We start from the raw sequence: 26,468 nt of genomic DNA on the forward strand, positions 1-26,468 counted from the left end.
GCTTCGCTGAAGGGTGTAAGACATTTCCGAACTACCTTGAACAGGCCACAGCGCCTTGCGGCATTGCCTACAATTACTCCAGAATCCGCCGGCTTGTGCGCTTTGGGGGCCATCGGTAACTTGATTCGCGTCACTGATTTCCAGTGATCGGGTTTAGTAGCCCGTGTTTACACGATGCGCATTTGCATGCCGGATAGTCAGGTAATTTCATGCCTGCACTTTGATGGTAGCTGTGCGTAGGGCGCTCTCGGGCGCGCCGGTTCGTGTTTCCCGGTCTACTAACCTGCGTACGGCTGCCACCCTTTTGATTAGTAGCGACTCGGTGGCTCCACTTTGTAGGTAGCCGAAACATGACGAATACAACAACAAACCTACCGGACACCGATCCGGATGCTCCACGCCAACCAAGCAAAATCTTCCTCATCGCCCCCAATATCGACAACCACACCCTACTGGAATACGCCTGTGAATCCCTGGCATCAGCCAACGTCATGGCGAGCGATTTCGCGAGGTATCTGGAAGGATCGCAAAGCAACACACTGCTGGGGATTCAGCAGTCGATCATGTTGGGGGAACTGGCAGTAAACCGTGTGTTGGATAACCTCGATTCACCCTAGTGGATACCTTGAACATCAAAAGATCGCAGCCTTCGGCAGCTCCTACAGATGTACACGCTCTCCTGTAGGAGCTGCCGAAGGCTGCGATCTTTTGATTTTGCTTACGACCAGCGCTTAAAAATCAGCGAAGTATTAACCCCACCAAACGCAAAGTTATTGTTCATCACGTACTGGTTGCTCATCTGCCGGAACTCGCCGCGCAGGTAATCGAGTTTGCCGCAGTGCGGGTCGACGTCGTCGAGGTTGAGGGTGTGGACGTACAGGTCGCGGTTCATCATTTCGATGCTGAACCAGGATTCCAGCGCACCGCAGGCTCCGAGGGTGTGGCCAAGGAAACTCTTCTGCGAGCTGATCGGCATGTGTTCACCGAACAACGCGCTGGTTGCGAGTGTTTCGGCAATGTCGCCCTGTTCAGTGGCCGTGCCGTGACCATTCACGTAGCCAATGTCAGAAGGTTGCAGCCCGGCGTCTTCCAGGGCCAGTTCCATGGCCCGGCGCATGGTGACCTGTTCTGGACGGGTGGCGTGCTGGCCGTCGGCGTTGCTGCCGAAACCGACGAGTTCGGCGTGGATGTGCGCACCGCGAGCCAAGGCGTGTTCGAGTTCTTCGAGCACCAGCATGCCGCTGCCTTCGCCGATCACCAGGCCATCGCGGCCGCTGTCGTAGGGGCGTGGGGAAGTCTGCGGCGCATCGTTTTTCAGGCTGGTGGCGTAGAGCGCGTCGAAGACCATGGCTTCGGTGGGGCACAGTTCTTCGGCACCGCCGGCGAGCATCAATGGCAGGCGACCAAACTTGACCGACTCGTAGGCATAACCGATGCCCTGACTGCCGCTGGTGCAAGCGCTGGAGGTCGGGATCAATCGGCCGGTGAGGCCGAAGAAGATGCTGATATTCGCCGCCGTGGTGTGCGGCATCATGCGCACATAGGAGTTGGCGTTCAGGCCCTCGGCCACCGAGTTGAGCAGCATGTTGCCGAACGCCTTGATCTCGTCGGTGCTGCCGGTGGATGAGCCGCAGGAAACGCCCATGCGCCCGTCCTTGATCGACGGGTCACCCAACAGACCAGCATCGGCCAATGCCTGTTCTGCCGCGCCGACCGCCAGGCGCGAGACCCGGCCCATGCTGCGCAATTGCTTGCGGGTCCAGTGGCTCGGCACTTTGAAGTCATCGATTGGCCCGGCCAAGCGTGTGTTGAGTTCGGTGAAACGATCCCACTCGTCCATGCGGCGTATGCCGCTGCGGTTGGCCGCAAAGTTAGCGGCGATGGTGTCCCAATCGCTGCCCAGTGAGGTGATGCCGGCCATGCCGGTGACGACGACGCGCTTCATCAGCACAGGCCTCCGTTGACGGCCAGAACCTGCCGGGTGATGTACGACGCTTCCGCCGACATCAGGAAATTCACCGCGCTGGCCACCTCTTCCGGGGTGCCCATGCGTTGTGCGGGGATCATTTTCATCATTTCTTCCACCGGCACGTTTTCATCGAGCATCGCGGTGTCGATCAAGCCGGGTGCGACACAGTTAACGGTGATTTTGCGCTTGCCCAACTCGATCGCCAACGCCTTCGCCGCGCCGATCAAACCGGCCTTGGAAGCGCTGTAGTTGACCTGGCCACGGTTGCCGATCAACCCGGAAACCGAGGTGATGCAAACAATCCGCCCGGCGGCGCGACGGCGAATCATTGGCATCATCACCGGGTGCAGCACGTTGTAGAAACCGTCGAGGTTGGTGCGCATCACCATGTCCCAATCATCCTCGCTCAAGGCCGGAAAAGCACCGTCGCGTGTCAGGCCGGCGTTCAGCACCACGCCGTAATAGGCACCGTGGGTTTCCACGTCGGCTTCGAGAATGGCTTTGCAGCTGGCACGGTCGGATACGTCGAATTGCAGAATGCGCACGTTGCGCCCCAAGGCTTCGATTTCGGCCTTCACGGCTTCAGCGTCCGCCAGGCCGCTGCGGCAATGCAGCACGATGTCATGCCCGGCCTGGGCCAGACGCAAAGCGATAGCGCGGCCGATGCCACGGCTGGAACCGGTGATCAGTACGGATTCAGTCATGGCTGGGTTCCTTGGGTTTCATGAAGGTATTGAGCGGCCTGAGGCGGACGGAACACGTTCAGACGAGCGGTGGCGTGAATGCCGGGCGCGGTGATGTGGCATTCGAACACGCCCATGCCGTTGTCGTCTTCCAGCGAGCGGATGCCGTGGATGGTCAGCTCGGTGCCAGCAGGGAAGTGCTCGACGTTGCATTCGAATTTGCGGGTGCCAAGCAGAAACCCCAGCTCCACTGCATCGCCTCGCTGGCGCGCATGGCAACCGGCGTAGGCGGCGACGCTCTGGGCCATCAGTTCGATGCCGACCCAGGCCGGCAGGCTGCCGTCCGGGCGGTTGAACAGGCCATCGGGTTTGACCGTGAGGCGGGTGTAAATCTGCTCGTCATCGAACGACAGGATCTGCTCGATAAAGATCATGTCGCCAGCGTGCGGCAGCAGTTCGGCGATCGGCCAGTCAATCATGGGGCGTCTCCGATAATCAGGCTGACGTTGTTACCACCGAAGGCAAAGGAATTGCTCATCAGATAGCGAGGTGCAATGGACGTCAGGCGATCGGCCGGGGTCACCCAATTCAGGGCTGGCAATTTGGGATCCGGTTGGCCGTCCCAGACGTGAGGCGGCAGGGCGTGCTCGCGATTGCCTGCACTCAGGCTCAACCAGCAGAACGCCGCTTCCAGAGCGCCGGCCGCACCGAGGGTGTGGCCGGTCATGGGTTTGGTCGACGAACACGACACACCCGTCGGGAACAACGTCGCCACCGCCAGGCTTTCCATGGCGTCGTTGTGTTGGGTGGCGGTGCCGTGCAGGTTCAGGTAATCGATCTGTTGCGGTTGCAGTTGTGCTCGGATCAAGGCTTTGCGCATCGCTTGCAGGGCGCCACGGCCAGTCGGTTCCGGTGCGGAAATGTGGTGTGCATCGGAGCTGGCGCCGCTGCCGAGCAGGGCAATTGGTTGGCTGTTGCCGACATTTTTGCTCATCAAAAACAGCACCGCCGCTTCGCCAATGTTGATGCCGTTACGGTTCACCGAAAACGGGTTGCAGCGTTGCCCGGACACCGCTTCCAGCGCCGAGAACCCATTGAGGGTCAGCTTGCACAGGCTGTCGACACCGCCGCACAGCACCGCATCGCAAATGCCCAGGTCCAACAGTCGCTGAGCACTCATCAGCGCCCGAGCGCTGGAGGTGCAGGCCGTGGAGATCACATAGGCCGGGCCGCTCAGTTGCAGCCAGTCGGCAAGGAAGTTCGCCGGAGCGCCGAGCTCCTGTTGCTGGTAGTCGTAATCGGCCGGGAACTGATGTTCGCGGATGTAATGGGCCAGGCCGCGACTGGCTTCGTCGATGCCCGAGGTGCTGGTGCCCAGAACGATACCGATGCGGTCGCGGCCGTAGGTCTGGATCGCGTGGTCGATGTCTTCGCGAATTTGCAGCGCGGCTTCCAGCAGCAATTGATTATTACGAGTGTCTTGCGGCGCAAGCTCAGCCGGGATCGACGCCAGTTCGCCGCGAACCGCGGCCACGGGCAACGACCGTTCCGCCACCCAGCCGGCCTCATTGCGCATGCCCGAACAGTCACCGGCAAACAGGTTGCGAGCGACTTCGGACTTGTCACGGCCCAGGGCGCAGATCACCCCGAGGGCATTCAGGTAGGCGGTCATGGCGCGTCCCCGCTGAGCGGCGTGACTTGATATTTCGGGCCTTTGGGCAGGTTCAATTCAAAGCTCATGGGTTGTGAGTAACGGACTTCCCAGTGCGCTGGCAAGGATCGTTGCGAGCCATGCTGCCACGCGGCGGGATAGTTGCCCGACAGTTCATCTTTAGGGGTCAGCGCAAACAGCAGCGCGGCGAACAGCTCTCGCGCTTCCGGATTGGGCGGCAGCAGACCGTCAGCCTGCCACTCGCCATCGACCAGTTTCTGGCGTGCCTGTGGAATGCCCAGCAAGTCCATCATCGACCAGCGAATGCCTAGGCCTTCACGCTGGATCACCAGCACCCAGTCCTGCCGTTGGTCGGCCACCAGACGCTGGATGTGCAATTGCAGCGGCAACGACAGGTTCGGGGTTTGCTCGGGCAGCGGCGCCCGGCTGGCGCAGGCGCTCAGCAACAGGACCGCGCCAAGTAGCAGAAATCGCAGAATGGTTGCAGTCCCTGTGGGAGCGGGCTTGCTCGCGAATGCGGTCTTACATTCACCCATGATGTCGACTGACACTCCGCATTCGCGAGCAAGTCGGATCGCCGCACCGCCGCTCCCACAGGTTTGAATTACGCTATACATCAAACAGCACCTTCAAGGGGTTTGCGCGCGACCACATTGACCAAGGTTTCTTCCCGTTGGCCGAAGGGCTTTGGCTGGCGCAGACCCAAGCGTTCAAGCAGGCCGAAATCCTTGGCGCGGCTCCACCACAAGTATGGATAAGACACGTTTTTCGGGCCGAGTTCGAAACCCTGCTGGCGAATCATGTCCAGGTACCCGGCGGCGCTCTTTTGCACGTGCATCGGATGGCGGAACAACCAGCGGATCACCCAGGTATCAATGTAAGCCTCGGTGGATTCGGCGAACAGCAGATAGCCACCGGGCTTGAGCACGCGGTAGAACTCGGCCAGAGCCTGTTCCTGCTGCACCAGATGATGGAAGGTCTGGTGACAGAACAGCAAATCGACGCTGGCGTCCGGGACGTTGATGCTCGCGCAGTCGCTGCCGATCAACTCCACCGCCATGCCCTGACGGACGGCTTCTTCGCCGGCCAGGCTCAGGCTGTGAGGATCGGCGTCCAGACCGATCAGGCGCTGGGGGGCAAAGGTCTGGCGCAGGTACTGGAACGATTTGCCCTGACCGCAACCGGCATCCAGCAGCACCGGGTTGCTCGGCGGTGTTTCGCTGAACAGGCTACGCAAATCGGTGATTGCCACTCGCAGTACATGGTGCTGCCAGGTGTGGCTGCGCAGGAACCAGAAACCGAAACGGGTTTCTTCGACGTAGGTGTCGCTCAAATAGCTCATGTGGCATCCCTTGCACAGAGCTCTGAGAGCATCCGCAGCCGGCGCTTGGGTTCGGCGACGAACGGATTACGCTCGTCCCAGGCATACCCGGCGAGGATCGAGCTGATCATGCGGCGAATATCGGGCGAGCCGCCCTCATGGTAAATCACATCCTGGAACGTCCCGGCGTACCAGCCTTCAACGTAGCAACGGAACGTGTCGACGCCGCGCTTGAGCGGGATGGCGAACTCAGTCTGCCAATCGACACTTTCGCCTTGCAGTTGGCGGTGCAGAACCCCGGCGGCCATGCTCGCCGAGCGCATGGCGATGGTCACGCCAGAAGAGAACACCGGGTCGAGAAATTCCGCCGCGTTGCCGAGCAGGGCAAAGCCTGGCCCGTGGAGGGTTTTAACGTTGGCCGAGTAGCCGCCGATGGTTCGAGCCGGCGTATCCCACACGGCGTTGTTCAACACGCTGGCCAGGCTTGGGGTTTCAGCGATAAACCCACGCAGGCACTCGTCCAGGTTCTCCATGCGGCCTTCGAAGTGTTCGGCTGCCGCGACCACGCCCACCGAACAACGGCCGTTGCTGAACGGGATGGTCCAGAACCAGATGTCGCGGTGGATCGGATGGGTGGTGATGAGGATTTTTTCCCGCTCGAAGGCCGGGTTGTCGATGTGGTCTTCGACGTGGGTGAACACGGCCTGGCGCACCGGGAAATCCGACGGCGCTTCAAGGTCGAGCAAGCGCGGCAGCACACGGCCGTAGCCGCTGGCATCCAGCACGAAATCGGCTTCGACGCGGTACTGGCTGCCGTCTTCGCGAAGCACGTCGAGCTGCGGTTTGGGCAGGGTGAAATCGACGCTGACGATGGCTTCGCCGTAGCGAACCTCCACACCTTGCAGCGCGGCCTGATCGGCCAGCAGCTTGTCGAAATCGGCGCGCAGGACCTGGAAGGTGGTCGGCTTGCCGTTGCTGAAAGTCTCGCCGAAATCAAAGGCGCTGTACTGCTCGCCCCAGGCGAATGCTGCACCGTTTTTCAACTGGAATCCGGCGGCGTTCACCGCCTCGAGCATGCCGGCCTCTTCGACGAAATCCAGGCAGTGGGACAGCAGGCTTTCACCGATGGAAAACCTTGGGAAATGCTGGCGTTCGATCATCAGTACGTCGTGACCCTTGCGCTTGAGCAACGCGGCGGCGATGGCGCCCGACGGACCTGCACCGATCACCACGACCTGGCGATGTTCCATTTCAACTGTTGGCACGGGGGCTCCTTGCCGGGACGGCGATGTTCAAAGGGGTTCGGTGCATGCCGGCGAGTGCCGGCAGCAGTGTCGCGATCAGGCCCATCACCATCAGCGCGAAGTACAGCGCCGGGCTGATGAGTTGTTGTTGCAGCAGCAGGTTGAGAAAGACGATCTCGCTCAAGCCACGAATATTCAGCAAGACACTTTCCCGCCAGCGACTGGCGCCTTCAAACGAGGCGCCGGCCCAACCGAGGCCCAGCCAGTTGCCCAGCAGTTTACTGGCAATCGGGAACAGCAGCAGTGCGGCCAGTTGCACCCAGCCGAGGCTGGTCATGGCCGCGTGGACGTTGATTTGCACAATGCCGAACGTGAGGATCAGCGGGATCGCGATATACGTCTGCAAGTGACTCATCCAGATCACCGGCAACGGCAGCACCAGCGGCACTTTGAGTGCGGCCATCCACAACAGGTAACCGATGCCGAAAATCAGCGCATTGAGCTTGAAGTGTTCCGCCACGACCAGCAGTGCGAAGAAGCAACCGCTGTGCAGCAACGGCTGGCGCAAGCGGAGCAGACGCAGCAGCAACGGCAGGCAGGCGCCGGCCAGCGGCAGCAGGAGGCTGCTCAGGTGCAGGCTGCCCTGGGCGATGGCGAACAGGGTCCAGCAAGTGAGGTCGATGAGGATCGCGGTCTGCACCAGTCGCCGGGTAGCGGCAGGCGGGTACTTGATGTGCCGCAGGTACAGATACAACACCGGGATCGCGGTGATAGCGAACACCAGACCGACCGCCAGTGAACTGATCCACGGTTGCGGCGGTAACAGCCAGACCGCTGTCGCGAGGCCGCAGGCAAACGGAAGGGAGAAACTCGGCAGGGCGATTTTCAGGCTTTGACGGTCGAGTCGCAGGTCGATCACGTCACTGAGAATGTGCCCCAGCAACAAGGCAAAACTCAGGCTGTAGACGTTTTTCAGCCAGCCCGGCGCGACCAGCGTTGCGCCGCTCAATTGCCACTGGGGTTCGATCCAGAAATACATCAGCAGCGGCAGGCCGAAGGTGGCCAGCAACAACTGGCTGACAATCGGGATCACGCCGAAGTGTCGACCGACGCGAGTGGCCACGGCGAACAGCACCAGGGCCATTGCCCAGAACAAAGCGATCATCATGTTGCCGACTCCGTGACCGGGGCGGCGTGAATCTGGCGTCCGGCCCACGGCGCAAGAATGAAGCTGAACGCCAGCCCCAGGCTCACCGACAGACCGAAGTTGCTCACCGCCGGCGTGCTGGACACCGCCAGCAAACCGAACGACAGCCAGGTGGTCAGCGCCGCCAGCAAGGTGCCCAGCAGGCTCACGGCTGCGCCGCCGACCTGTTCACGCATGAGGATCGCGTAATCGACGCTGATGGCCGTCACCAGCAGCAGGCCGAACAGGCTGAACAGCGTCAGCGGTTGCCCCATCCAGCCGAGACTGGCCAGGCTGCACAGTGCGGCCAGCAGCGGCAGCGCGACGATTCGCAGCGCGCCGCCGAAACCGAACGGCAGGATCAGCACCAGCACGATCAGCACACAGGAAGCGAGTTTCAACTCTGCGGCACTGATCTGGGTGTCGGCGAACACTTTGTTCAACTCACCAAGGCGATCCACCAGTTCCACGCCCGGCAAATCCAGCGCCTGGACGCGTAGCAGAGAGGGGTTGTTCAGGCCTTGCAGACTGACCATCGCCGCTACGCCGTCATCGGTCGGTCCCAGCCACAGCGCGCGGTAGGGTTCCGCCAACGGACCGACCAGCGCCGCGTCGACGTCTTCGGTGGGCAGTGCCTGCAACTTCGTGAGCTCTGCTTGCAGCGCCTCGGCCGGCACGCCGACATCGAGTAGCGGTTGCCAGAATTGCGGCAACTTGTTCAACGCTTCGCGCACTTGCCGCTGTTCGGTGGGTTGGCTGACCAATTGATTGAGCGACAGATAACCCTGGAGTTTTTCCAGGTTGACCAACTGATCCAGCCGCTCGTTCAGCGCGGTTTGGCGTTCCAGCAGTTGCTGTTGATTGGCGGCGCGCACCAGGAAGAACTGGCTGGTAGGTTGATAGCCGGTGATGCGTGCAATGGTTTGCGCTTCGTCAGTCAGTTGCTGCGGTGCACCGACCCACTGGCGAATGTCGTTTTTGGTGTCGAGCTGCAACAGGCCGCCCACACAAAAGGCAATCAGCAGCGCCAGCAGCACCGGCGTACTCGCGAGTTTGAGCAACGCTTCACGGCGCCCCAGCAAAAACTCGGACACCCGCAGCGGCCACTGCGCTGGCCGCAAATCTGTGCCCTTGAGCAGTGCCGGCAGCAGGCACACGGCGGACAAATAAGCGCCGAGCAGACCGGCGGCAGAGAACACGGCAATTTGGGTCAGCGCCGGGAACGGTGTCCAGGCCAGGGCCAGGTAACCGATGCAACTGGTGATCAGGCTCAGCGTCAGGCCCGGCAACGTCAGGCGCAGGGCCGGCCAACTGTGCCAGGGTTTCAGGCTCCAGCTCTTGGACAGGTAGTGCAGCGGGTAATCGACCGCCACGCCGATCAGGCTCGAACCGAGCACCAACGTCATCACGTGCATATGGCCGAACAGTGCCACGCAGGCCACCGCACCGAAGAGCATGCCGACCAGCACCGGGACGAAGGCCAGCAACACCCGCCAGCGCCGGAAGGCCAGCAGCAACAGCAATAGAATGCCCGCCGTGGCGCCGCCACCGACCCAGGTCATTTCCCGGGTGGCTTGCTTTTGCCCACTGGCCGCATAGAGCAAGCCGCTGGCGGCAAGCAATTGAACGTTTGCCTGGGCGGCTTGTTCACGGCTGTGCTGGAGCAGGTCGGCCACTTGCAGCGGCAAGTTCATGTCGAAGGCGTTGCCCGTGGTGCGCGAGCGCAGCAACACCCAACTCTTGCCGTCGGCATCGGCGACCAGCGCACCGCTGCCGATGTCCAGTTGCACCGACCCGTGCTGCGGCTGGCTGTTCTGAATGCGCCCGGTCAGGCCCAGCCAGTCATCCTGGCTCGGCACCAGACTGAAGCCGGTGAAGGGGTCGAACAGCGCTTGTACTCGCTGCTGGATAAAGGCGTCGGGATGTTCAATGAGTTGCTGCCGGTCAGCCGCTGACAACATCGCGAGTCGACCATTGAGCAATTGAGTGCGCAGCGCCGGGAGGTCAGCTTGGAGGTTCCATTGGACCTTTTCGAACAAACCGCTGGCCTGCCACTGTTCACCCAGTTTCTGCGCCATCGCGACGGCTTGCTGGCGATCGGTGTGGCCGACCAGCACCAGCATTTCGCGGTTCAGCGGTTCTTGCATGCGTTGTTCGGCGCGCAGTTCCAGCGCGTCCGGCGCCGTGCCTGGCACCAGTTCCATCAGGTTGGCCGACAGCGGGGCGCCGTCACGCCATTGCCAACCGGCGAGCGCGAACACCGCCAGCAGCAGGATCAGAAACAGCCGTGGAAGCCTCCGTTCACTCGGCAAAGTCATGTTGCTCCGCATCGCTCAACGGTTGGAAGCGGGTGCTGTCCTGCATGCGCAAGAGGGTGCTGTCACCCTGGGTTTCGAGCAACTCGATGCTGTGCACCAGTTCGCCGCCGTCAATGTTGATCTGAGTGAACACCTGCTTGAGCAGCATGGACCGCGGGGTCAGCGTCAGCTTCCAGTTCTGTGCATCGCCGCTCAGTGAAAGCTCGAAATCCCGTTGCAGCCCACTGCTGTCGCCTTGCAGTACGGCGAGGAACAAACGGTTCTGCTCGGCGCCGGCACTCTTGCTTGGCAGCATTTGCCAGCCGTTGGCGTCACGCCGGGCAATGCCTTTGGCGCTGATGCGGTAATCCTGTTGCAGCGGGGTTTTCAGCAGCCAGAGCAAGCCGTGATTTTTAGCGAGGACGAAAGAGCCCTTGCTGGTCAGCGGCTGAGGCAGTGCGCGCAGGTGTTTTTCCTGGATGAAATTGCCGTGGATCACGTCAGGTTTTGCCAGTTGATCACTCAACTGCTGCAAATCAAAAGCCTGCGCCAGCGAAGAAAACCCCAGCGCCATCACGAACAGGTAGCAGCTGCCGAGCCCGCGAGGCTGCGTTCGGCGGCGAAGCCGTCGTAAAACCTGCGCTTGTGGTGCATCAGGAGAAACGCAGGGCGACTGCTGCGCAATCGAACGCAGGCTTCGCCAGCTGCTACAGACGGTTTTCAGCAGGTTCATGCGAGCATCCTTTCAACAGCGTCGGTGAAAACCTTGGGTGAGGCCAACTGCATTTCGCGGCTGCTCATGTCGACGGCGACCTGCACGGAACTGGCGCGGGTCAAGCGTTCGCCGGTTTCCAGATCGCTGATCAGGTAGCTGATCTTCAGACGGTTCTCCCATTCCACCAGATTGGCGCGCACGTTCAGCTTTTGGCCGAACACGGCGCCGCGCACATAACGCAATTGCAGATCGATCACTGGCCACGCGTAACCCGACTCGACCATGGCCGTGTAGTTGTGGCCGATCTTGTCCAGCAGCGCGCAGCGGGCGACTTCCAGGTATTTGATGTAATGGCCGTGCCAGACAACGTTCATGGTGTCGACATCAAAGAACGGCACGAGGATTTCCGTATCGGTATGAAGCACTCCCTTGCTACGCATGCAGCCTCCAGTGTTGCTCGGCAATACGCTTCAGGCACAGGCGCAGTTCGCCTTCCAGCGCGCGGTCTTCGATGACCGGCGGGAAGTCCTTGGTCAACTCCTCGTGCATGGCGGCCAGGGCCGGCGGCAATGGACGTGCATCCTCGGCCTTGCTGCGCAGCCAGACGCCTTGGTTGGCGGCCAGCAGGGTGGCAGCGGCGACCTGTTCGGTCAGTTCCAGCACACGGATCGCATCGCGGGCGGCGATGGTGCCCATGCTCACTTTGTCCTGGTTGTGGCACTCGGTGGAGCGCGAGAAGACGCTGGCCGGCATGGTGTTTTTCAGCGCTTCGGCGGTCCAGGCACTGGTACCGATCTGCACGGCTTTGAAGCCGTGATTGAGCATCGCCCGGTCAGCGGTGGCGCCGGACAGGTTGCTTGGCAGGCCATGGTTGTAACGCTCGTCCACCAGCAGGGCGAGTTGACGATCGAGCAGATCGGCGACGTTGGCTACCAGGTTTTTCAGGCTGTCCATGGCGAACGCAATGTGGCCGCCGTAGAAGTGCCCGCCGTGCAGCACGCGCTCGGCTTCGGCGTCGATAATCGGGTTGTCGTTGGCACTGTTGAGCTCGATCTCGATGAACGAGCGCAGCCAGTTCAGGCTGTCGGCCAATACGCCGAGGACGTGGGGTGCACAACGCAGGGAATAACGGTCTTGCAGGCGATGCAGCGGCGCGGTCGGCGCGTCGATCGCCAGATCCTTGCGCAACCACGCGGCGACTTGCATCTGCCCCGGATGCGGTTTGGTGGCGAACAGGCGCTCGTCGAAGTGCTCGGGGTTGCCTTGCAGGGCGACCACGTTCAACGCGGTGATGCGCGTGGCCAGTTGCAGCAGGTAATCGGCGCGGGCGTAGGCCAGGCAGGCGAGGCCAGTCATGACGGCGGTGCCGTTCATCAGCGCCAGCGCTTCTTTCGGGCGCAGTACCAGCGGTTCCCAACCCAGTTCGCGGTGTACGTCGGCAGCTTGCCAGCGTTCGCCACGGAACATCACTTCACGCTCGCCGGACAAGGTCGCGGCGACGTAAGACAACGGCGTCAGATCACCGCTGGCACCCACCGAACCTTCTTCCGGGATCAGCGGCAGAATGTCGTGTTCGAGGAAGGCTTGCAGGCGTTCCAGCAGTTCCACGCGCACCCCGGACACGCCGTGGCACAGCGACTGCAAACGCGCCGCCAGTACCGCGCGAGTGGCTTGTGCATCAAGCAGTTTGCCCAGACCGCAGCCGTGGAACGTATACAAATGACGGGGCAACGCCTCGACGTGATGCAGCGGCACCGCGACCACGCAAGAATCGCCGTAACCGGTGGTCACGCCGTAGATCACGCCTTCCTTGCCCAGCAGGGAGTCCAGGAATCGCGCACCCTTGGCGATACGCTCGCGGTACGCAGGGTCGCCTTGCAACTGCGTCGGCACCTGACGGTTGGCCAGGGCCAGCACGTCTTCGATGCGCAAAGGGAGTTCGCCGAAGGTTACCGGCTCAAGCGTTGGCGTCGTCATCGGTCTTCCAGAAAGGGTAAAAGTTGAACCATTGTTGGGGCGCTTCAAGGCAATAGTGACCCAAGCGTTCGGCATAGCGGGAGGCCCACTGATGAATGACCTGCTCGCGGTCGCTGCGCTTCCACACCACGGCCTCGGCGAACGGTTCGAGGGTCAGTCGATAGTCGCCCGTCGGCTTCTTCAGGCACAGCATCAGGTTGATCGGGCATTTCAGCAGACCGGCCAGCAACCATGGCCCCTGAGGGAACGCGGCTTGATGGCCGAGGAAGTCCACCGTCACGCTGCGCCCGCCATGCAGCGGCACGCGGTCGCCGGCAATCGCCAGCCATTCGCCGCGTTCAAGGCGCTCATGGAGTTGCAGCATGATCAGCGGGTCCAGCTCGCTGACCTGAATCAGCCGCAGATTGGTCGCGCCGGCTTCGCCGAGCAAGCGGTTGAATTGTTCGGCGTGCTTGGTGTGTACCAGCACGTTCATCGTGACTTTTTCGCCGATCTCGGCCAGCGCACGGCAGACCTCGAGATTGCCCAAATGCGCACCTACCAGCATCTGCCCGCGGGTGCCGCGCAGTTGATTGCGCAGCAATGCCGGGTCGATGATTTCAATCTGCTCGATGCTCAGCTTGCCGTTCCATACGTCGAGCTTGTCGAGCATGGAGTCGGCGAAGGCCATGAACTGGCCGAACACTCGCCAATGGGTCGGGCGCAATTCGTTGCGACCATTCCAGTCGGCGAGCCGTTGCTGGTATTGCCAGGCGCTGTGACGGGCGCTGCGCCCGAACAGGAAAAAGTACAGAACGATGCCGTACAGCAGCGGGCTCAGCAGCCGCCGGCCCAGCACTTTGGCGCAGAGTGCGGTGAATTTCATCAGCCAGAAGCTGCCGCGCTCTTCGCGGTCGGCCCAGTGTTTTTTGTCCGTCTCAGTGCTCATGCCCGCCACCGTCGCCAGAGGATGACCGGAGCACGCAGCAACATGCCGAAGAACAACCGGGTGTGCATGCTCGTAATCAGCACGTTGTCGTGGAACAGGCGAAAATGCGAGACGCCATCCAGCGGGTAGTGGACTTTGGTTTGCAGCCATTGCATGGGGAGATTGCGCCAGGCCAGCCGCACGAGAATGTCCGAGTCGAAGTCCATGCGCTTGCCGATCTTCGCCGAATCGATCAGCGCCAGGGTCGGTGGCAACGGATAGACACGGAAGCCGCACATGGAATCGCGAATCTGCAACGACAGGGTGTTGATCCAGACCATGACGTGAGTCAGGTAACGGGCGTACAAGCGACCTTTCGGCACGCTGGCGTCGTATCGCGGATAGCCGCAGATCACCGCCTCGGGATGGGCGCGTGACAGTTCGATGAAGGTCCGGACGTCTTGCAGATCATGCTGACCGTCGGCGTCCACCTGCAAGGCATGGCTGAAGCCCAGGCGCGAGGCTTCGCGAAAACCGGTCATGACCGCGCCACCCTTGCCCTGGTTGGCGCCGAGCCGGATCAGGAACACCTTGTCGCGCTGGGCCAGTTGATCGAGGACCTTTGCACAGGCCGGGCTACTGGCGTCGTCCACGAGAATGCATGGCAGGCTGCTGGCGAGCAGCGCATCAACCACCGTGGTGATGGCGGTTTCGTGGTTGTAGACCGGGATGATTGCGCAGGGGTTATGCATGTTGGTGTTCACCTGAAGGACCGAGGTGCCTGCATCGCGAGCAAGCTCGCTCCCACATTGGATCTCTGTTAACCACGAATCCCCTGTGGGAGCGAGCTTGCTCGCGATTGAGTGCGCAGCACTCACCAAAGTTATGCATCGCTTGAGGCCTCCAGCAAGATCCGCCCACTGGAGCAGGTCGCGGTCTCGTTGCGATAGGCGAAATACAACTTGCTGCGCGTCGGATCGAAGCGCAGGTGCAGCTGGACTTCATCGCCGGGGCGCACCAGTTGCTGGAATTTCAGCACTTCCATGCCAGCGAATTTTTCCGGCAGGTCCATCAATTGCTGGCCCAGCATTAACGCCCACTCCACTTGCACCACGCCGGGCAATACCGGCGTTTGGGGGAAGTGGCCGCTGAAGTAGGCGAGGTCGGGTGGTACCGCCAGTTGCAGGCTCCACTCGCCATCGACTTCGACCTGATCCAGCACTTCCGGCGCCTTCGGACGCGGCGCCAGCAGCAGGGCTTCAACGATGGCCTGGGGCAGTTTGCCCTGTGCGTTCAGCGGTAGTTGCCGCAGCAGGCGCCAGCGTCGTGGCAACGCCAGGGCTTCGCAATGCTGGCTCAAATGCTGACGCAATTCTTGCGTGAGGGTGCGTCGACCCTGATTGCGCAACGCATGCAGGCCTGACTCGGTCAGCACCAGCAGCGCACCCAATGAAGCGCGGTTTTCCTGAACCACGCCAAGACGCGCTTCGGCGACCCAGTCGTGGGCCATCAGGGCCTGTTCCAGCATCGGTAGTGAGATACGTTTTTCTTCCAGTTTGACGATCCGGTCCAGCCGTCCGAGCAGTTCGAATCGGCCGTCGGCAGCGATTCGCGCGGCATCCGCGGTGTGTTCGATATGCCCGGGAGGCAAGTACGGCGAAGCAATGAGCAGGGCGCCGTCGCTGTCCTGGCTCAACTCGATGTCAGCAAAGGGCTGCCAGAGCGCGTGGCCCTGACGCCAGGCGATGCCGCCGGTTTCCGAGCTGCCGAGGATTTCCGTAGGCCACTGCTGTAGGCGTTGATGCAGGCTTTGTGCGGCCTCGGCCGGCAAGGCGCCACCGGAGGAAAACACCCGGCGAACCGCACTTAATGCGGGCCAGTCGAGGTTGTCGCCCATGCGCTTGAGCAGCGCCGGGCTGGCGACCCAGGCGAACGCCGGGTGTTCGCGGCTGGCGCGCTGCAGATCTTCAGGGAATGCCAGCTGCTTGCGCACAAACGAGCGCCCGGCGCACAGCGGCCACAGCACTCGAAACAACAATCCGTAAATATGCTGAGTGGCGACGCTGCCGATGATGCAAGCCGTACCAAGATCGGCGCCCCAGAGCAGTTCCAGCGCTTCGACTTCATTGGCCAGTTGGCGCAGGGTTTTGTCGATGCGCTTGGGCTCGCCACTGGAGCCGGACGTGCACAGGCTCAGCGAACAGCGATCCAGATCCAGTGCGGCCGCCATCAACGGCGGATGCCGGTAATCGCTCAGGTGTGCGTCATCGGCCTGATCGGTCAGCCACAGATCGACTTCGGTCGACCAGCGCTGGCGAGTCTGGGCTTGCAGGTCTGCGGGCAGCAGCACGCTGACCCCGGCACGCCAGGCACCCAGCAGGGCAATCGCCAGGTCAGCGGCGTCCTCAAGGTGCACGGCAATACGCCGTGCACCCTGGGCTTGCAGGCCCGCGGCGAGGCTTAAAGCCTGTTCGCAAAGCTGTGCGTGATTCAGTGCCGGTTCGGCCGTCACGGCACGTTCCGGTTGAGCCTTGAGCAACAATTGCTCAAGTTTTATCCAATTCATGGGTGGCCTCGTACCCGTTGTCGTATAAGCCATTCAATGGCAAATAGCAGGCCCATCAATCCGTAGGAAATCAGGCCGGTGTACAACATCCACCAACTCAGCGGCGCCCAGAGGGTCAGGGCGGCGGCGAGCAAACCGTTACAGAAGAAAAACACGCACCAGACAATCGTCACCTGGCGGGTATAAACAATCGCCTTGGCCGGCAGTTGCGGTTCGCGCAAACGCGCCAGGCGTTCGATGATTGGCGGGCCAACGATCAAGCTCAGGCCGAACAGCCCGAGCATGAACGCGCTGATCAGCACCGGGTACCAGCGCAGCAGCAGCGGGCTGTCGAACAACGCCAGCAACAGGCAAAAAGCAATCGCGGTGACTGCCATCCACAAACTGCCGGGCTTGCGCGTACCGAGCAGTGCCCGGGCCAGCCACAGGCTGCCCAGCAGCAGACCAAACTGCCACGGCGCGAAATGTTCCATGCCGAAATACACCGCGAAGGGGTACAGCAGGCCCGCCAGCAGCAGGCCGAGGCCGATCAGTCGGCTCATGCGGCCGGCTGAACCAGACGGTAGACCGCCTCGACCACGTCGCTGACGGTACGCACCGATTTGAACTCTTCGGCAGCGATTTTCTTACCGGTCTGGCGTTTGATGTGATCGATCAGGTCGACCGCGTCAATGCTGTCGATTTCCAGGTCCTGATACAGGTTGGATTCGAGGCTCACGCGCTCGGGGTCCAGCTCGAAGAGTTCGACCAGAGCATCGCGCAGGGTGTTGAAGATGTCGTCACGAGTTTGCATGGTCCGGTCTCAAGCTGCCTGTTTTGCAGTGACGAACGCCGCAAGGCTCGCCACGTTGCTGAAGTGATTGCGGGTGTCTTTGGCGTCGGCGTCGATTTTGATGCCGTACTTTTTCTGGATTGCCAGGCCGAGTTCCAGAGCGTCTACCGAATCCAGGCCCAAGCCTTCGCCGAACAGCGTCTGGTCGTCGCCGATGTCTTGTGCGCTGATGTCTTCAAGGCCCAGGGCGTCGATGATCAGTTCTTTGATTTCCTGCTTGAGACTAAGAGTGTGCAGATCGCTCATCTTCGGCGAGCTCCTTAATGTAGTAATGATGCAAATAGTCATTGAGCTTACGCGAGGCCTGAGGAGCAGGGCCCTGCGAGGCGAAGGCTTGTGGGTCTATATCGGCCCCGACACGGAAACTGAAGTGCACGCGGCGTTTGGGGATCCGATACCAGGGCTCGGCCTTGGTCAACGTGGTCGGGCTGACCTTGATAATCACCGGGGTGAGGATTTTCGCACCGCGCAGAGCGATTGCCGCAGCGCCCCGATGGAAGGCTGGCGTCTGACCGGGCCGAGTGCGGGTGCCTTCAGGAAAGATGATCAGGGTCTGGCCGCTTTTCAGCGCGTCGGCAGCGGCATCGAGCATGTCCATACTGCCGTCGTTGCTGATGTATTCGATGCAGCGCAGCGGGCCGCGGGTAAAAGGGTTCTCCCAGAGGCTTTTCTTGACCACGCAGTTGGCGTGGCGCACCAGGCCGATCAGGAACACCACATCAATCAGCGACGGGTGATTGGCAATGATCATTTGCCCCGGTCGACCAAGTTTTTCGGCGCCCTGGATGTCGTAAGTCAGCACACCGGTGCGGGCCATGAACCGCACAAAAAACCAGAACAGGCGGGCGACGGTGTGCCGCGCTCGCCGCCGGTGTGTCCGGGCATCGCCGGGCAGGCAGTTCAGTAGCGGGAAAACCACAAGCCGCAGGCACAGCCCGCCCAACCCGAACAGGGTGAAGCTTGCGGCGGTAGCCAGCAGGCGCCAGTAATAGGCGTCGCGGTTTTTTTCGGTTACAGGTTGCGTTGCCAGGTCCATACACGATTTTTCCAGGCATGTTGGCAGGTTGTCTGCTGGCCGAGCAGGGTACTCAATAGGTTCAGGGCATGGGGCCAGTGGGCTTTGGACAACTCATCCGAGGCGCTGTTCAGGGACAACTGCCAGTCGTTTCCGGGGGTGATCAGCAGGCCGACCGCGTAAGGGAACGGCACGTCGTCGATCCAGGTCGAGTAGGCCTCGGGCGGTTGCTCTTCGGTGACGATCAGCAGTACCGCGGGAGCGCCCTCGGAAAGCAAAGCCGCGGCCTCTAGCATGCCGTGTTCAAGGCCATCGCCGGCTGCAGCGAGGGCAGTCATTTCGCTGGTTTCGCCGCGCATGATCGACCACAGGCCTATGATCGCGTTGTGCACGGACAGGCTGAATTGAGTCGGCGACAGCGGCTGATCGGCAGCCAGATCGCTGAGGATATCGAAGGTGCGCGGGGTTTCGCCGTGGCGAGAAATAAAGACCAACGGTAGGTCCTGGCGGCCATCGGCCAAGGGCCAGCCGACACTGAACGCCATCCGCGCGAGACGACTGAGTCGCCGGCGCTGCATGGCCGGCAGAAACGAGACGTCGGGTGCGGCATCGCTGCTCGCAAGCACGACCGGTTGTCGGCTCCAGGCCTGCCAATCGTCCACGCTTTCGAGCCCAGGGGCCCACGCGCGCCATTGGGCGATGTTGAAATTGATCACAGACATTCATCCCGCCCTTGCGGGCTTCCTTGACGCGGAGAGTCGCAAAAAACGCGAACTACCTGACGTAGCGCTTAGCGCCGAGTGGCGCGCATTATCCCGTTGCGGCGGGCGCGTAGCAAATGATGGTTACATTTTGCTCAATGAAATGTACCGGTTGGTTCGTGCATGGCTGTCGTTTGGCCATTATCCACATCGTGGTGGGCATGTCTGTCGGCTCTGTCAGTGGTCAACGGCAGAGTTAGCGGCTTTTTTATTGAGAGATTGCCGATGACTGTGTAGTCCCTATGCCGGCGAGGTAGCTAAGCAGCGCGGTGGACTACTACACTCGATCATTCTTTGATACACGGAGGTTTTGACATGCGGCGCGTGGTATTCAATCAGAAAGGTGGCGTAGGCAAATCCAGCATTGCCTGCAATCTGGCTGCGGTCAGTGCCAGCGAGGGTTATCGCACGCTGTTGGTGGATCTCGATGCCCAGGCCAACTCTACTCAGTACCTGACGGGCCTCACCGGTGGTGACATTCCGATGGGGATCGCCGATTTTTTCAAACAGACCCTGTCATCCGGACCGTTCTCCAAGAAAAACCAGGTCGATATCTACGAAACCCCGTTCGACAACCTCCACGTTATCACTGCCACTGCCGAGCTGGCTGACTTGCAGCCCAAGCTTGAGGCCAAACACAAGATCAACAAGCTGCGCAAATTGCTCGAGGAACTGGACGGCGATTACGATCGGATCTACCTCGATACCCCGCCAGCGCTGAATTTCTATGCGGTATCTGCGTTGATTGCTGCTGATCGTGTGCTGATTCCCTTCGACTGCGACAGCTTTTCGCGTCAGGCGCTGTACGGTCTGTTGGCGGAAATCGAAGAATTGAAGGACGACCACAACGAAGGGCTGGAAGTCGAAGGGATTGTCGTCAACCAGTTCCAGGCTCGCGCCAGTCTGCCTCAGCAAATCCTCGATGAATTGATCGCCGAAGGCCTGCCGGTATTACCGGTGTATTTGGGCAGCTCGGTGCGCATGCGCGAATCCCACCAGGCCAACACGCCGCTGATTCACCTCGATCCGCGGCATAAACTGACGCAGCAATTCGTCGATCTGCACAACCTCCTCGAAAACACCTGATTCCTGCAAACAACACCGAACCACTGTGATAGTTCTAAATCCCTTGGCTACGTAACCAGCTCATCAACTGCGGTAACGGGAAGGCGCCGCTCTGACGCGCCACTTCCCGGCCGTTCTTGAACAGAATCAGACTCGGGATCGAACGGATCCCCAACTGCGCCGACAACTGCTGGTTTGCCTCGCTGTCCAGCTTGGCCAGTCGACACTTACCCGCCAATTGCACCGCCGCCTGCTCGAACACTGGCGCAAACGACTTGCACGGTCCACACCAGTCCGCCCAAACGTCCACCAGCAACGGCAGATCACCTTTGATCTGGCTGGGGTAATCGCTTTGCTTTAACTCAAAGGGTTTATTCAGCAGAACTTCGGCTTTGCAGCGACCGCATTTTGGATGGTCGTTGAGGCGTTCGGCGGGGATGCGGTTGAGGCCGTTGCAGTGGGGGCAGGGGATGAGGAGTGGGTCGGTCATGCGGATGATCCTGTTAAAGAAGCCGATCACTTCTATTTGGAGACGTTTACTCATATTTTCAATCGTGCAGCGACCGGCGATGAAACTAGGCTGAGTCGTACTGAGCGACACCGTTGGTCTGCTCAGAGTTATCGCATCTTGCGATATTTTTGATCTGTGATTAACTCCCATAGCAGAATGCGATAAGGATGTTGCATGCATGTGTTCACCGAAAAACCAATCCATGAGGCCAAGGAAAAGTGGCCGCGGGCAGCCAATGCACTGGAGCAATGGTATCGACTTGCCAAAGGGAGTAACCCGGGAGATTTCGCGGCGATGAAGTCGATTTTCCCCGCGACTGACAAAGTCGGCGAGTTTCATGTGTTCGACATCGGTGGCAACAAGTTGCGGCTGATCGCTTTTGTCAGGTATCGGTCTCAAAAGCTTTATATAAAGCATGTGCTGGATCACCGCGAATATGACCGCGGTAAATGGAAGGAGGGAAGGGCATGAGTGTTCTAATCAAAAAAGCTGCCGAGCATTGGGAGTTCGTCTCGCCATTGCTTCGAAAACCGAAAAACGAAGACGACTATGACATTTTGGCGCAGGCACTTGATGAATTGCTTGAGATGACCGGGGATGATGAGTCGCACCCGTTGATGAGCTTGGTGGACATCATCGGTGACTGGATTGCAGAGTGGGATCGTGAGCATCACCCCATGCGCGAAGCCTCTGGTGCAGAGGTTCTCGGCTACATGATGCGCGAACACGGATTGAGTCAAAGCGAGCTGCCCGGCGTCGGCACCCAATCGGTGGTATCCGAGATCTTGAGCGGCAAGCGTCAGCTCAACCTGCGGCAGATCCGCTGGTTGGCCGAGCGCTTCGGAGTGTCGGTGGAGACCTTTATCTGATCGGATTCAGGAAGAGCAACTGATCTCCAGATGCTTGCCCCACTCCGGCGGCCGCTCGGCATAACTCTCCATCCCCGGCTGCTCCTCGAACGGATTACTCAGCACCGCGTGCAGCCGACGAACCTCTGAATAGTCGCCGCTCTCCGCGGCATCGATGGCTTTCTGTGCCAGGTAGTTACGCAAGATGTACAGCGGATTGACGGCGTGCATCCGTTTGCGGCGTTGTTCTTGATCCACCTCGCCTTCACGCGTCACCCGGGCGATGTAGAGCTCGCCCCAGGCATCGAAGCCTTTGATGTCGACGAAGTCATCGCGCAAGCGGGCGACGGCCAGTTCCGGTGATTCTTCCCCCAAACGGCGGAAGAACAGGCTGTAGTCGACGCCACTGTTCTGCATCAGTTGCAGCAAGTGCTCCAGCAGTTTCTGGTCATCGTCTTCGGCCGTGGTGAACCCGAGGCGGCGGCGCATCAGGTCCAGGTAATGGGCCTGGTAAAGCGGGAAGTACAGGCCGAGCGTTTCACGCAGGGCTTCGACGCTGATGAACGGCGTCAGGGCCTGAGCGAGGGCGCTGAGGTTCCACTGGCCGATCGGCACCTGGTTGCTGAAGGAGTAACGGCCCTGATCATCGGAGTGGTTGCAGATGAAGTGGGCGTCGAAGTCGTCGAGGAAGGCGAACGGGCCGTAATCGAAGGTAATGCCGAGGATCGACATGTTGTCGGTGTTCATCACGCCGTGGCAGAAACCATAGGCCTGCCATTTGGCGATCAGCTCGGCATTGCGCTCGACGATTTCGCGAAACATCGCCAGGTACGGTTCCGGCTGTTCCAGGCATTCCGGGAAATGCATGGCCAGCACGTGGTCGCCGAGTTCTTTCTGTTTCTCGGGACGTTTGGTGTAGTAGAAATATTCGAAATGCCCGAAACGCACATGGCTCGGCGCCATGCGCAGGACCATGGCCGCGCGTTCCTGCTTCTCGCGCCACACCGGCGTGTCGGAGCCGATCACGCATAGGGCGCGGGTGGTCGGGATGTTCAGGGCATACAGCGCTTCAGAGGCAAGAAATTCGCGGATCGAGGACCGCAGGACCGCCCTCCCATCACCCATGCGCGAAAAGGGCGTCTGGCCGGCACCCTTGAGGTGCAGGTCCCAATGCTCGCCGGCCTCGTTGTAGACCTCGCCCAGCAACAGACCGCGACCATCGCCCAGTTGTGGGTTGTAGGAACCGAACTGATGACCTGAGTAGACCATCGCCCTCGGTATCGCGTCAGCCCAGAGCTTATGGCCGCTGAACAGTTCGGCGAACTCCGGGGTTTCGGCCACGGTAGGGTCGAGATCGAGCAGCGCCATGGCGGCGGGGCTGGCCACCACCAGGCGCGGGTTGTCGATCGGCTCGGGCAGCACGTGGGCAGAAAACGTATCGCCCAGGCGGGCGAAACGATTATCGAAGGTCAGTTCGTCGAGGGCTTTCAAGGGCCATCTCCAGCAGAATGTCCGAGCATTCTGCTAGGGATAAGCCGCTTAGTCGAGCTTGGCCGGTGGTGGCTCTTGCGGCGATTTGCCATCAACCAGCGGCACGATGGTTTTGGCTTCCGGATCGACGGGCACCATCCTGTATTCCTGACCCTGGATGTTCTTGAGGTAAACCTCCATCTGCCGGAACGAGATGTTGATGTGATGTTTCTTGAACTCGCGGTTGATGAAGCGGTTGACCTCATCAAGCACCGGGTTACGGTCGCCGAGGTCGCGCACATGCATGCGCAACTCATGGTCGAGGGTGCTTTCGCCGAAGTTCAGGAAGTACACATGAGGCTCGGGATCCTTCAGCACACGTGGGTTTTCACGGGCAGCCTTGAGCAGCAACTCCTTGACCAGGTCCAGGTCCGAGCCGTAATCGACACCGAGCTTGAGGGTCACTCGGGTGATGGTGTCGGTCAGGGACCAGTTGATCAGTTGCCCGGTGATGAACGTCTTGTTCGGGACGATGATGTCCTTGCGGTCGAAGTCGGTGATGGTCGTGGCGCGGATGCGGATCTTGCTCACGGTGCCGGACAGGTTGCCGATGGTGATGGTGTCGCCAATCCGCACCGGACGTTCGAACAGGATCATGATCCCGGAGATGAAGTTCGCGAAGATTTCCTGCATCCCGAAGCCGAGCCCCACCGACAGCGCCGCCACCAGCCATTGCAACTTGTCCCAACTCACGCCGAGTGTCGACAGGGTCGAGACGAAACCGACGCCAGCGATCACGTAAGACAGCAAGGTGGTGGTGGCATAGGCACTGCCCTGAGCCAGGTTCAGCTTCGACAGCACCAACACTTCCAGCAACCCCGGCAAGTTGCGCGCGAGGGCGAAGGTTATGCCGATGATGATCAGCGCGCCGAGCATGTCGCCAATGCTGATCGGCACCATGCTCATGTTGGCGCCGGTGCCGCTGGTGTATTCGTAGAGGGTGACGTTATCCAGGTACGAGAACACAGAGATCAGGTCCGACCAGACCCAGTACAGCGCCGCGATGAAACCACCAAGCAGTGCCAGGCGGATCAGGCGCAGGGACTGTTCGTTGACCTTCTCGATATCCAGGGTTGGCTCTTCGATGACCGCTTCACCGTCACCGGCCTCTTTCGCGGCCTGGCGTTTGGCCAGGGCGCGTTGGTAGGCCAAGCGTCGTGCCGCAACGCTGAGGCCGCGCACGAAGGTGGCCTCGATCACCAGCCAGAACATCAGCAGGTAAAGGGTGTTGATCAACCGGTCGCTGAGCTTCAGCGCGGTGTAGTAGTAGCCAAAGCACACCGCCACGAACAGCGCGACAGGCAGGACGGTGAACATGATCCCCACGGCCTTGCGGAACAGCGAAGCGTTCTGGTGAGTCGGGCTGCTGATCAGCAGGCGGCTGAGCAGCCAGGCCATCAACGCGTAGCAGGTCAGCACCACCGGCATGCCGAGTACGTCATCGGCCAGGGTCGCGGGTTGCAGCTCGGCGACTGCCACCACCGCGACCAACGCCATGACCACCAGTCCGAGTCGACGGACCCAGCCCTGCAGGAATTCGACCTGAGGTTTTTCCCAGCGGAAATGCAGTTCGGCCACGCCGCCCGGCGCGAGGACCCGGTAAGCGGTGTAGAACACTAGCCAGGCCTGGGCCATTTGCAACAGTGCCGCGCCCATGTTCGCGTTCTGTCCGCGGGCGTCGATTTGCAAGGCCAGGCCACACAAGGCCAGGCCCAGGGAGACCGGCATCGCCAGCAGAATGTTGATCAGGATTGCCTGCGGCGTGTGCCATTGGCTGTCGCGTTTGAAGTGGCCGATGTCCTGGTGAACCTTGCTCAGTCGGGCATACAGGCTTTTGCGCCGCCACAGCAGGGCACCGATCAACAGTGCCAAGGGCAGGAACAGCAGCGGCCGTTGGGTCAGGCCGTCACTTAATTCGCTCAGGCTGGAAGCCCATGGCAGCGTGGTGACCTGACGTTCCAGGCGCTCCGGTACGGCGCGCATCCATTCCAGGTCCAGCGGCTTGTTGCTGGGAATCCAGAACATTTGCTCATCGAGGGTCGCCCGCAGGCTTTGCGCGGTGCTCAGCAGTTGCTTCTGATTGAGTTGCAACGTGATGGATTCGTTGAGCACCGCGCTGAGTTCGCGGTTCAGCCGCTCCAGCAGGTCGGCGCGGGTCGTGGCCAGTTCCAGCAGGCTCTTGCGCAGCTGCGGGGTGACTTGCTCGGGAGGCTGAGTCGACAGCAGGTTGTCGACGTAGGTCGCCGGGTTGCTGAGCAGTTCCCGTTGCTGGCTGACTTCGAATTGATAGAGGCGAATGTCGGCGATCTGGTCGGCCAGGTCGCGGTCGAGCTTGAGGAGTGGCAGGGCCTGTTTCTGTTTGTAGAGAATCTTGGAGAGCAGCAGGCTGCCCTTGAGCACGTTGATCTGCTCGTCCAGCGCCGAATCGCTTTGGGTCACGTTGTCCAGTTGCTGCTTGGTCTGCAGGTTCTGCTGGGTGACTTCGTTGAGGCGGTCAGTACTTTTGAGCAGGTAGTCCGAAAGCTTCAGGTTGGCCGCGCTTTCGGTAGCCAGCAGGCTGCTGCCGCCGGACTTCTGCGCTTCGATGGATTGCTGCGTCACCGTCTCCTGGGACTGGGCCAGGCGCTTCTGGTTGATCAGGTTTTGCAGCTCCTGGATTTCCTGATCCAGACGATCGGATTTTTCCGAGAGCAAGTCATGCTGGCTGTTGCCCAAGTCCTGCAGCTGATTGTTGCCAGCCAGTTCCTGGCGACGCAACGGGATCAGGGCATTCAGTGCTGCGAGCTCGGCGTTGAGCAGGTCGCGTTGCTCAGGGGTCAAGGTCTTGCCGGCGTCCTTGCCGACCTTGAGGATGTTGTTGATCTGCTGGATGCGTGTCTGGCTGGTGGAAATTTCGGCCTGTGCGCGCTCGGGGCGGGTCTGGGCAGTAATCACCAGACTGTTGGCGTCAGCCAAGGCTTTCTGCAGATCGCTTTGCTGGGTGGAGCGCTCGGTGAGCATTTGCTCCAGTTGCTGAATAGGCTCTTTGGCATAGCGCTGCGGTACTGGCAGCACTTTGGAGGCTTTGAGCTTGGTCAGTTCCCGCTGGTTCTCGATGTTCTGCTTCGGGGCGCTGGCCAGTTGCTGCTTGAGATCGGCCAGTTTCTGCTCGTAATCACGCTGGTTGTTGAGCTGTGTCAGCGTGCTTTGCAGGATGCTCTGCAGGGCTTTCTGATCGGCTTCCGGCAGTTTGCGGTCGGCGATCTTGTCCAGGTTCGCCTGCACGGCTTCGCTGGACGGCGGTTCGGCCGCTTGCAATGTACCGACAGAAAGACTCAAGCCCAGCAGGGCCATGATGAAAAAGGTGCGCAGGGTTGACATAGAGACCGA

27 protein-coding genes are annotated in these 26,468 nt (G+C 60.7%); 4 read left to right on the forward strand and 23 right to left on the reverse strand.

What is annotated here, in order from left to right; genetic code table 11:
• Window positions 1-350: 350 nt before the first annotated feature.
• Window positions 351-617, forward strand: a complete 267-nt coding sequence (locus E3W21_RS10905; RefSeq protein WP_134419682.1) for a DUF6124 family protein — start codon at window positions 351-353, stop codon at window positions 615-617.
• A gap of 101 nt (window positions 618-718) precedes the next feature.
• Here the strand turns inward: E3W21_RS10905 and E3W21_RS10910 are convergent, their stop codons facing one another.
• The 20 genes from E3W21_RS10910 to E3W21_RS11010 form a co-directional block, all read right to left on the reverse strand.
• Window positions 719-1,945: a beta-ketoacyl-ACP synthase gene (locus tag E3W21_RS10910; protein WP_134419683.1), complete on the reverse strand. Its 1,227-nt coding sequence runs from the start codon at window positions 1,943-1,945 to the stop codon at window positions 719-721.
• The gene (gene fabG, locus E3W21_RS10915; RefSeq protein WP_134419685.1) at window positions 1,945-2,673 is read right to left on the reverse strand and encodes a 3-oxoacyl-ACP reductase FabG; all 729 of its coding nucleotides are present in this window, start codon (window positions 2,671-2,673) and stop codon (window positions 1,945-1,947) included. Before fabG ends, E3W21_RS10910 begins: the two co-directional genes overlap by 1 nt.
• A complete protein-coding gene (locus tag E3W21_RS10920) occupies window positions 2,670-3,131 on the reverse strand; it encodes a hotdog family protein (protein WP_008149597.1) in 462 nt (153 codons plus the stop codon). The genes fabG and E3W21_RS10920 overlap by 4 nt, the downstream gene beginning before the upstream one ends.
• Window positions 3,128-4,324 carry a beta-ketoacyl-[acyl-carrier-protein] synthase family protein gene (locus E3W21_RS10925; RefSeq protein ID WP_134419687.1) on the reverse strand — a complete coding sequence of 399 codons (1,197 nt, stop codon included), beginning with the start codon at window positions 4,322-4,324 and terminating at the stop codon, window positions 3,128-3,130. Before E3W21_RS10925 ends, E3W21_RS10920 begins: the two co-directional genes overlap by 4 nt.
• On the reverse strand, window positions 4,321-4,941 hold the full coding sequence (locus E3W21_RS10930; RefSeq protein WP_256661543.1) for a hypothetical protein: 621 nt from the start codon (window positions 4,939-4,941) through the stop codon (window positions 4,321-4,323). The genes E3W21_RS10925 and E3W21_RS10930 overlap by 4 nt, the downstream gene beginning before the upstream one ends.
• On the reverse strand, window positions 4,941-5,666 hold the full coding sequence (locus tag E3W21_RS10940; RefSeq protein WP_134419689.1) for a class I SAM-dependent methyltransferase: 726 nt from the start codon (window positions 5,664-5,666) through the stop codon (window positions 4,941-4,943). Before E3W21_RS10940 ends, E3W21_RS10930 begins: the two co-directional genes overlap by 1 nt.
• Window positions 5,663-6,910, reverse strand: coding sequence for an NAD(P)/FAD-dependent oxidoreductase (locus E3W21_RS10945; RefSeq protein WP_134419691.1), 1,248 nt, complete (start codon window positions 6,908-6,910; stop codon window positions 5,663-5,665). The genes E3W21_RS10940 and E3W21_RS10945 overlap by 4 nt, the downstream gene beginning before the upstream one ends.
• A complete protein-coding gene (locus E3W21_RS10950) occupies window positions 6,897-8,057 on the reverse strand; it encodes a sodium:proton antiporter (protein WP_134419693.1) in 1,161 nt (386 codons plus the stop codon). Before E3W21_RS10950 ends, E3W21_RS10945 begins: the two co-directional genes overlap by 14 nt.
• Window positions 8,054-10,393, reverse strand: a complete 2,340-nt coding sequence (locus E3W21_RS10955) for an MMPL family transporter (protein ID WP_134419695.1) — start codon at window positions 10,391-10,393, stop codon at window positions 8,054-8,056. The genes E3W21_RS10950 and E3W21_RS10955 overlap by 4 nt, the downstream gene beginning before the upstream one ends.
• Window positions 10,377-10,946: an outer membrane lipoprotein carrier protein LolA gene (locus E3W21_RS10960; RefSeq protein WP_134419965.1), complete on the reverse strand. Its 570-nt coding sequence runs from the start codon at window positions 10,944-10,946 to the stop codon at window positions 10,377-10,379. Before E3W21_RS10960 ends, E3W21_RS10955 begins: the two co-directional genes overlap by 17 nt.
• Before the next feature lie 155 nt (window positions 10,947-11,101).
• Window positions 11,102-11,527 (reverse strand): thioesterase family protein, encoded by a 426-nt coding sequence (locus E3W21_RS10965; RefSeq protein ID WP_033055401.1) that lies wholly within the window; start codon window positions 11,525-11,527, stop codon window positions 11,102-11,104.
• Window positions 11,520-13,064: a histidine ammonia-lyase gene (gene hutH, locus E3W21_RS10970; RefSeq protein ID WP_134419697.1), complete on the reverse strand. Its 1,545-nt coding sequence runs from the start codon at window positions 13,062-13,064 to the stop codon at window positions 11,520-11,522. Before hutH ends, E3W21_RS10965 begins: the two co-directional genes overlap by 8 nt.
• Window positions 13,045-13,992, reverse strand: coding sequence for a glycosyl transferase (locus E3W21_RS10975; RefSeq protein ID WP_134419699.1), 948 nt, complete (start codon window positions 13,990-13,992; stop codon window positions 13,045-13,047). The genes hutH and E3W21_RS10975 overlap by 20 nt, the downstream gene beginning before the upstream one ends.
• On the reverse strand, window positions 13,989-14,723 hold the full coding sequence (locus E3W21_RS10980) for a glycosyltransferase family 2 protein (RefSeq protein WP_134419701.1): 735 nt from the start codon (window positions 14,721-14,723) through the stop codon (window positions 13,989-13,991). Before E3W21_RS10980 ends, E3W21_RS10975 begins: the two co-directional genes overlap by 4 nt.
• A 131-nt stretch (window positions 14,724-14,854) precedes the next feature.
• Window positions 14,855-16,537, reverse strand: coding sequence for an acyl-CoA synthetase family protein (locus E3W21_RS10985; protein WP_134419703.1), 1,683 nt, complete (start codon window positions 16,535-16,537; stop codon window positions 14,855-14,857).
• On the reverse strand, window positions 16,534-17,079 hold the full coding sequence (locus E3W21_RS10990) for a membrane protein (protein WP_008149624.1): 546 nt from the start codon (window positions 17,077-17,079) through the stop codon (window positions 16,534-16,536). The genes E3W21_RS10985 and E3W21_RS10990 overlap by 4 nt, the downstream gene beginning before the upstream one ends.
• Window positions 17,076-17,330 carry an acyl carrier protein gene (locus E3W21_RS10995; RefSeq protein WP_007992314.1) on the reverse strand — a complete coding sequence of 85 codons (255 nt, stop codon included), beginning with the start codon at window positions 17,328-17,330 and terminating at the stop codon, window positions 17,076-17,078. Before E3W21_RS10995 ends, E3W21_RS10990 begins: the two co-directional genes overlap by 4 nt.
• Before the next feature lie 9 nt (window positions 17,331-17,339).
• The gene (locus E3W21_RS11000) at window positions 17,340-17,615 is read right to left on the reverse strand and encodes a phosphopantetheine-binding protein (protein WP_129439118.1); all 276 of its coding nucleotides are present in this window, start codon (window positions 17,613-17,615) and stop codon (window positions 17,340-17,342) included.
• Window positions 17,593-18,405 (reverse strand): 1-acyl-sn-glycerol-3-phosphate acyltransferase, encoded by an 813-nt coding sequence (locus tag E3W21_RS11005; RefSeq protein ID WP_134419705.1) that lies wholly within the window; start codon window positions 18,403-18,405, stop codon window positions 17,593-17,595. Before E3W21_RS11005 ends, E3W21_RS11000 begins: the two co-directional genes overlap by 23 nt.
• Window positions 18,381-19,106 carry a beta-ketoacyl synthase chain length factor gene (locus E3W21_RS11010; protein WP_129439116.1) on the reverse strand — a complete coding sequence of 242 codons (726 nt, stop codon included), beginning with the start codon at window positions 19,104-19,106 and terminating at the stop codon, window positions 18,381-18,383. Before E3W21_RS11010 ends, E3W21_RS11005 begins: the two co-directional genes overlap by 25 nt.
• Before the next feature lie 354 nt (window positions 19,107-19,460).
• Here E3W21_RS11010 and E3W21_RS11015 point away from each other — a divergent pair, with 354 nt between their 5' ends.
• Entirely contained in the window at window positions 19,461-20,231 is a 771-nt protein-coding gene (locus tag E3W21_RS11015; RefSeq protein WP_134419707.1) for a ParA family protein, read from the forward strand.
• 34 nt (window positions 20,232-20,265) lie between these two features.
• On the opposite strand, the gene trxC is transcribed toward E3W21_RS11015, so the two are convergent.
• On the reverse strand, window positions 20,266-20,700 hold the full coding sequence (trxC, locus tag E3W21_RS11020; RefSeq protein WP_134419709.1) for a thioredoxin TrxC: 435 nt from the start codon (window positions 20,698-20,700) through the stop codon (window positions 20,266-20,268).
• A gap of 195 nt (window positions 20,701-20,895) precedes the next feature.
• Here trxC and E3W21_RS11025 point away from each other — a divergent pair, with 195 nt between their 5' ends.
• The gene (locus E3W21_RS11025) at window positions 20,896-21,192 is read left to right on the forward strand and encodes a type II toxin-antitoxin system HigB family toxin (protein WP_134419711.1); all 297 of its coding nucleotides are present in this window, start codon (window positions 20,896-20,898) and stop codon (window positions 21,190-21,192) included.
• On the forward strand, window positions 21,189-21,590 hold the full coding sequence (locus E3W21_RS11030; RefSeq protein WP_134419713.1) for a type II toxin-antitoxin system HigA family antitoxin: 402 nt from the start codon (window positions 21,189-21,191) through the stop codon (window positions 21,588-21,590). Before E3W21_RS11025 ends, E3W21_RS11030 begins: the two co-directional genes overlap by 4 nt.
• Window positions 21,591-21,596: 6 nt before the next feature.
• On the opposite strand, the gene selO is transcribed toward E3W21_RS11030, so the two are convergent.
• Window positions 21,597-23,060: a protein adenylyltransferase SelO gene (gene selO / locus E3W21_RS11035; RefSeq protein WP_134419715.1), complete on the reverse strand. Its 1,464-nt coding sequence runs from the start codon at window positions 23,058-23,060 to the stop codon at window positions 21,597-21,599.
• Window positions 23,061-23,108: 48 nt separating this feature from the next.
• On the reverse strand, window positions 23,109-26,459 hold the full coding sequence (mscK, locus tag E3W21_RS11040; RefSeq protein ID WP_134419717.1) for a mechanosensitive channel MscK: 3,351 nt from the start codon (window positions 26,457-26,459) through the stop codon (window positions 23,109-23,111).
• Window positions 26,460-26,468 lie beyond the last annotated feature (9 nt).

This window comes from Pseudomonas sp. F01002, from assembly GCF_004402115.1.
Lineage (GTDB): Bacteria > Pseudomonadota > Gammaproteobacteria > Pseudomonadales > Pseudomonadaceae > Aquipseudomonas > Aquipseudomonas frigoris.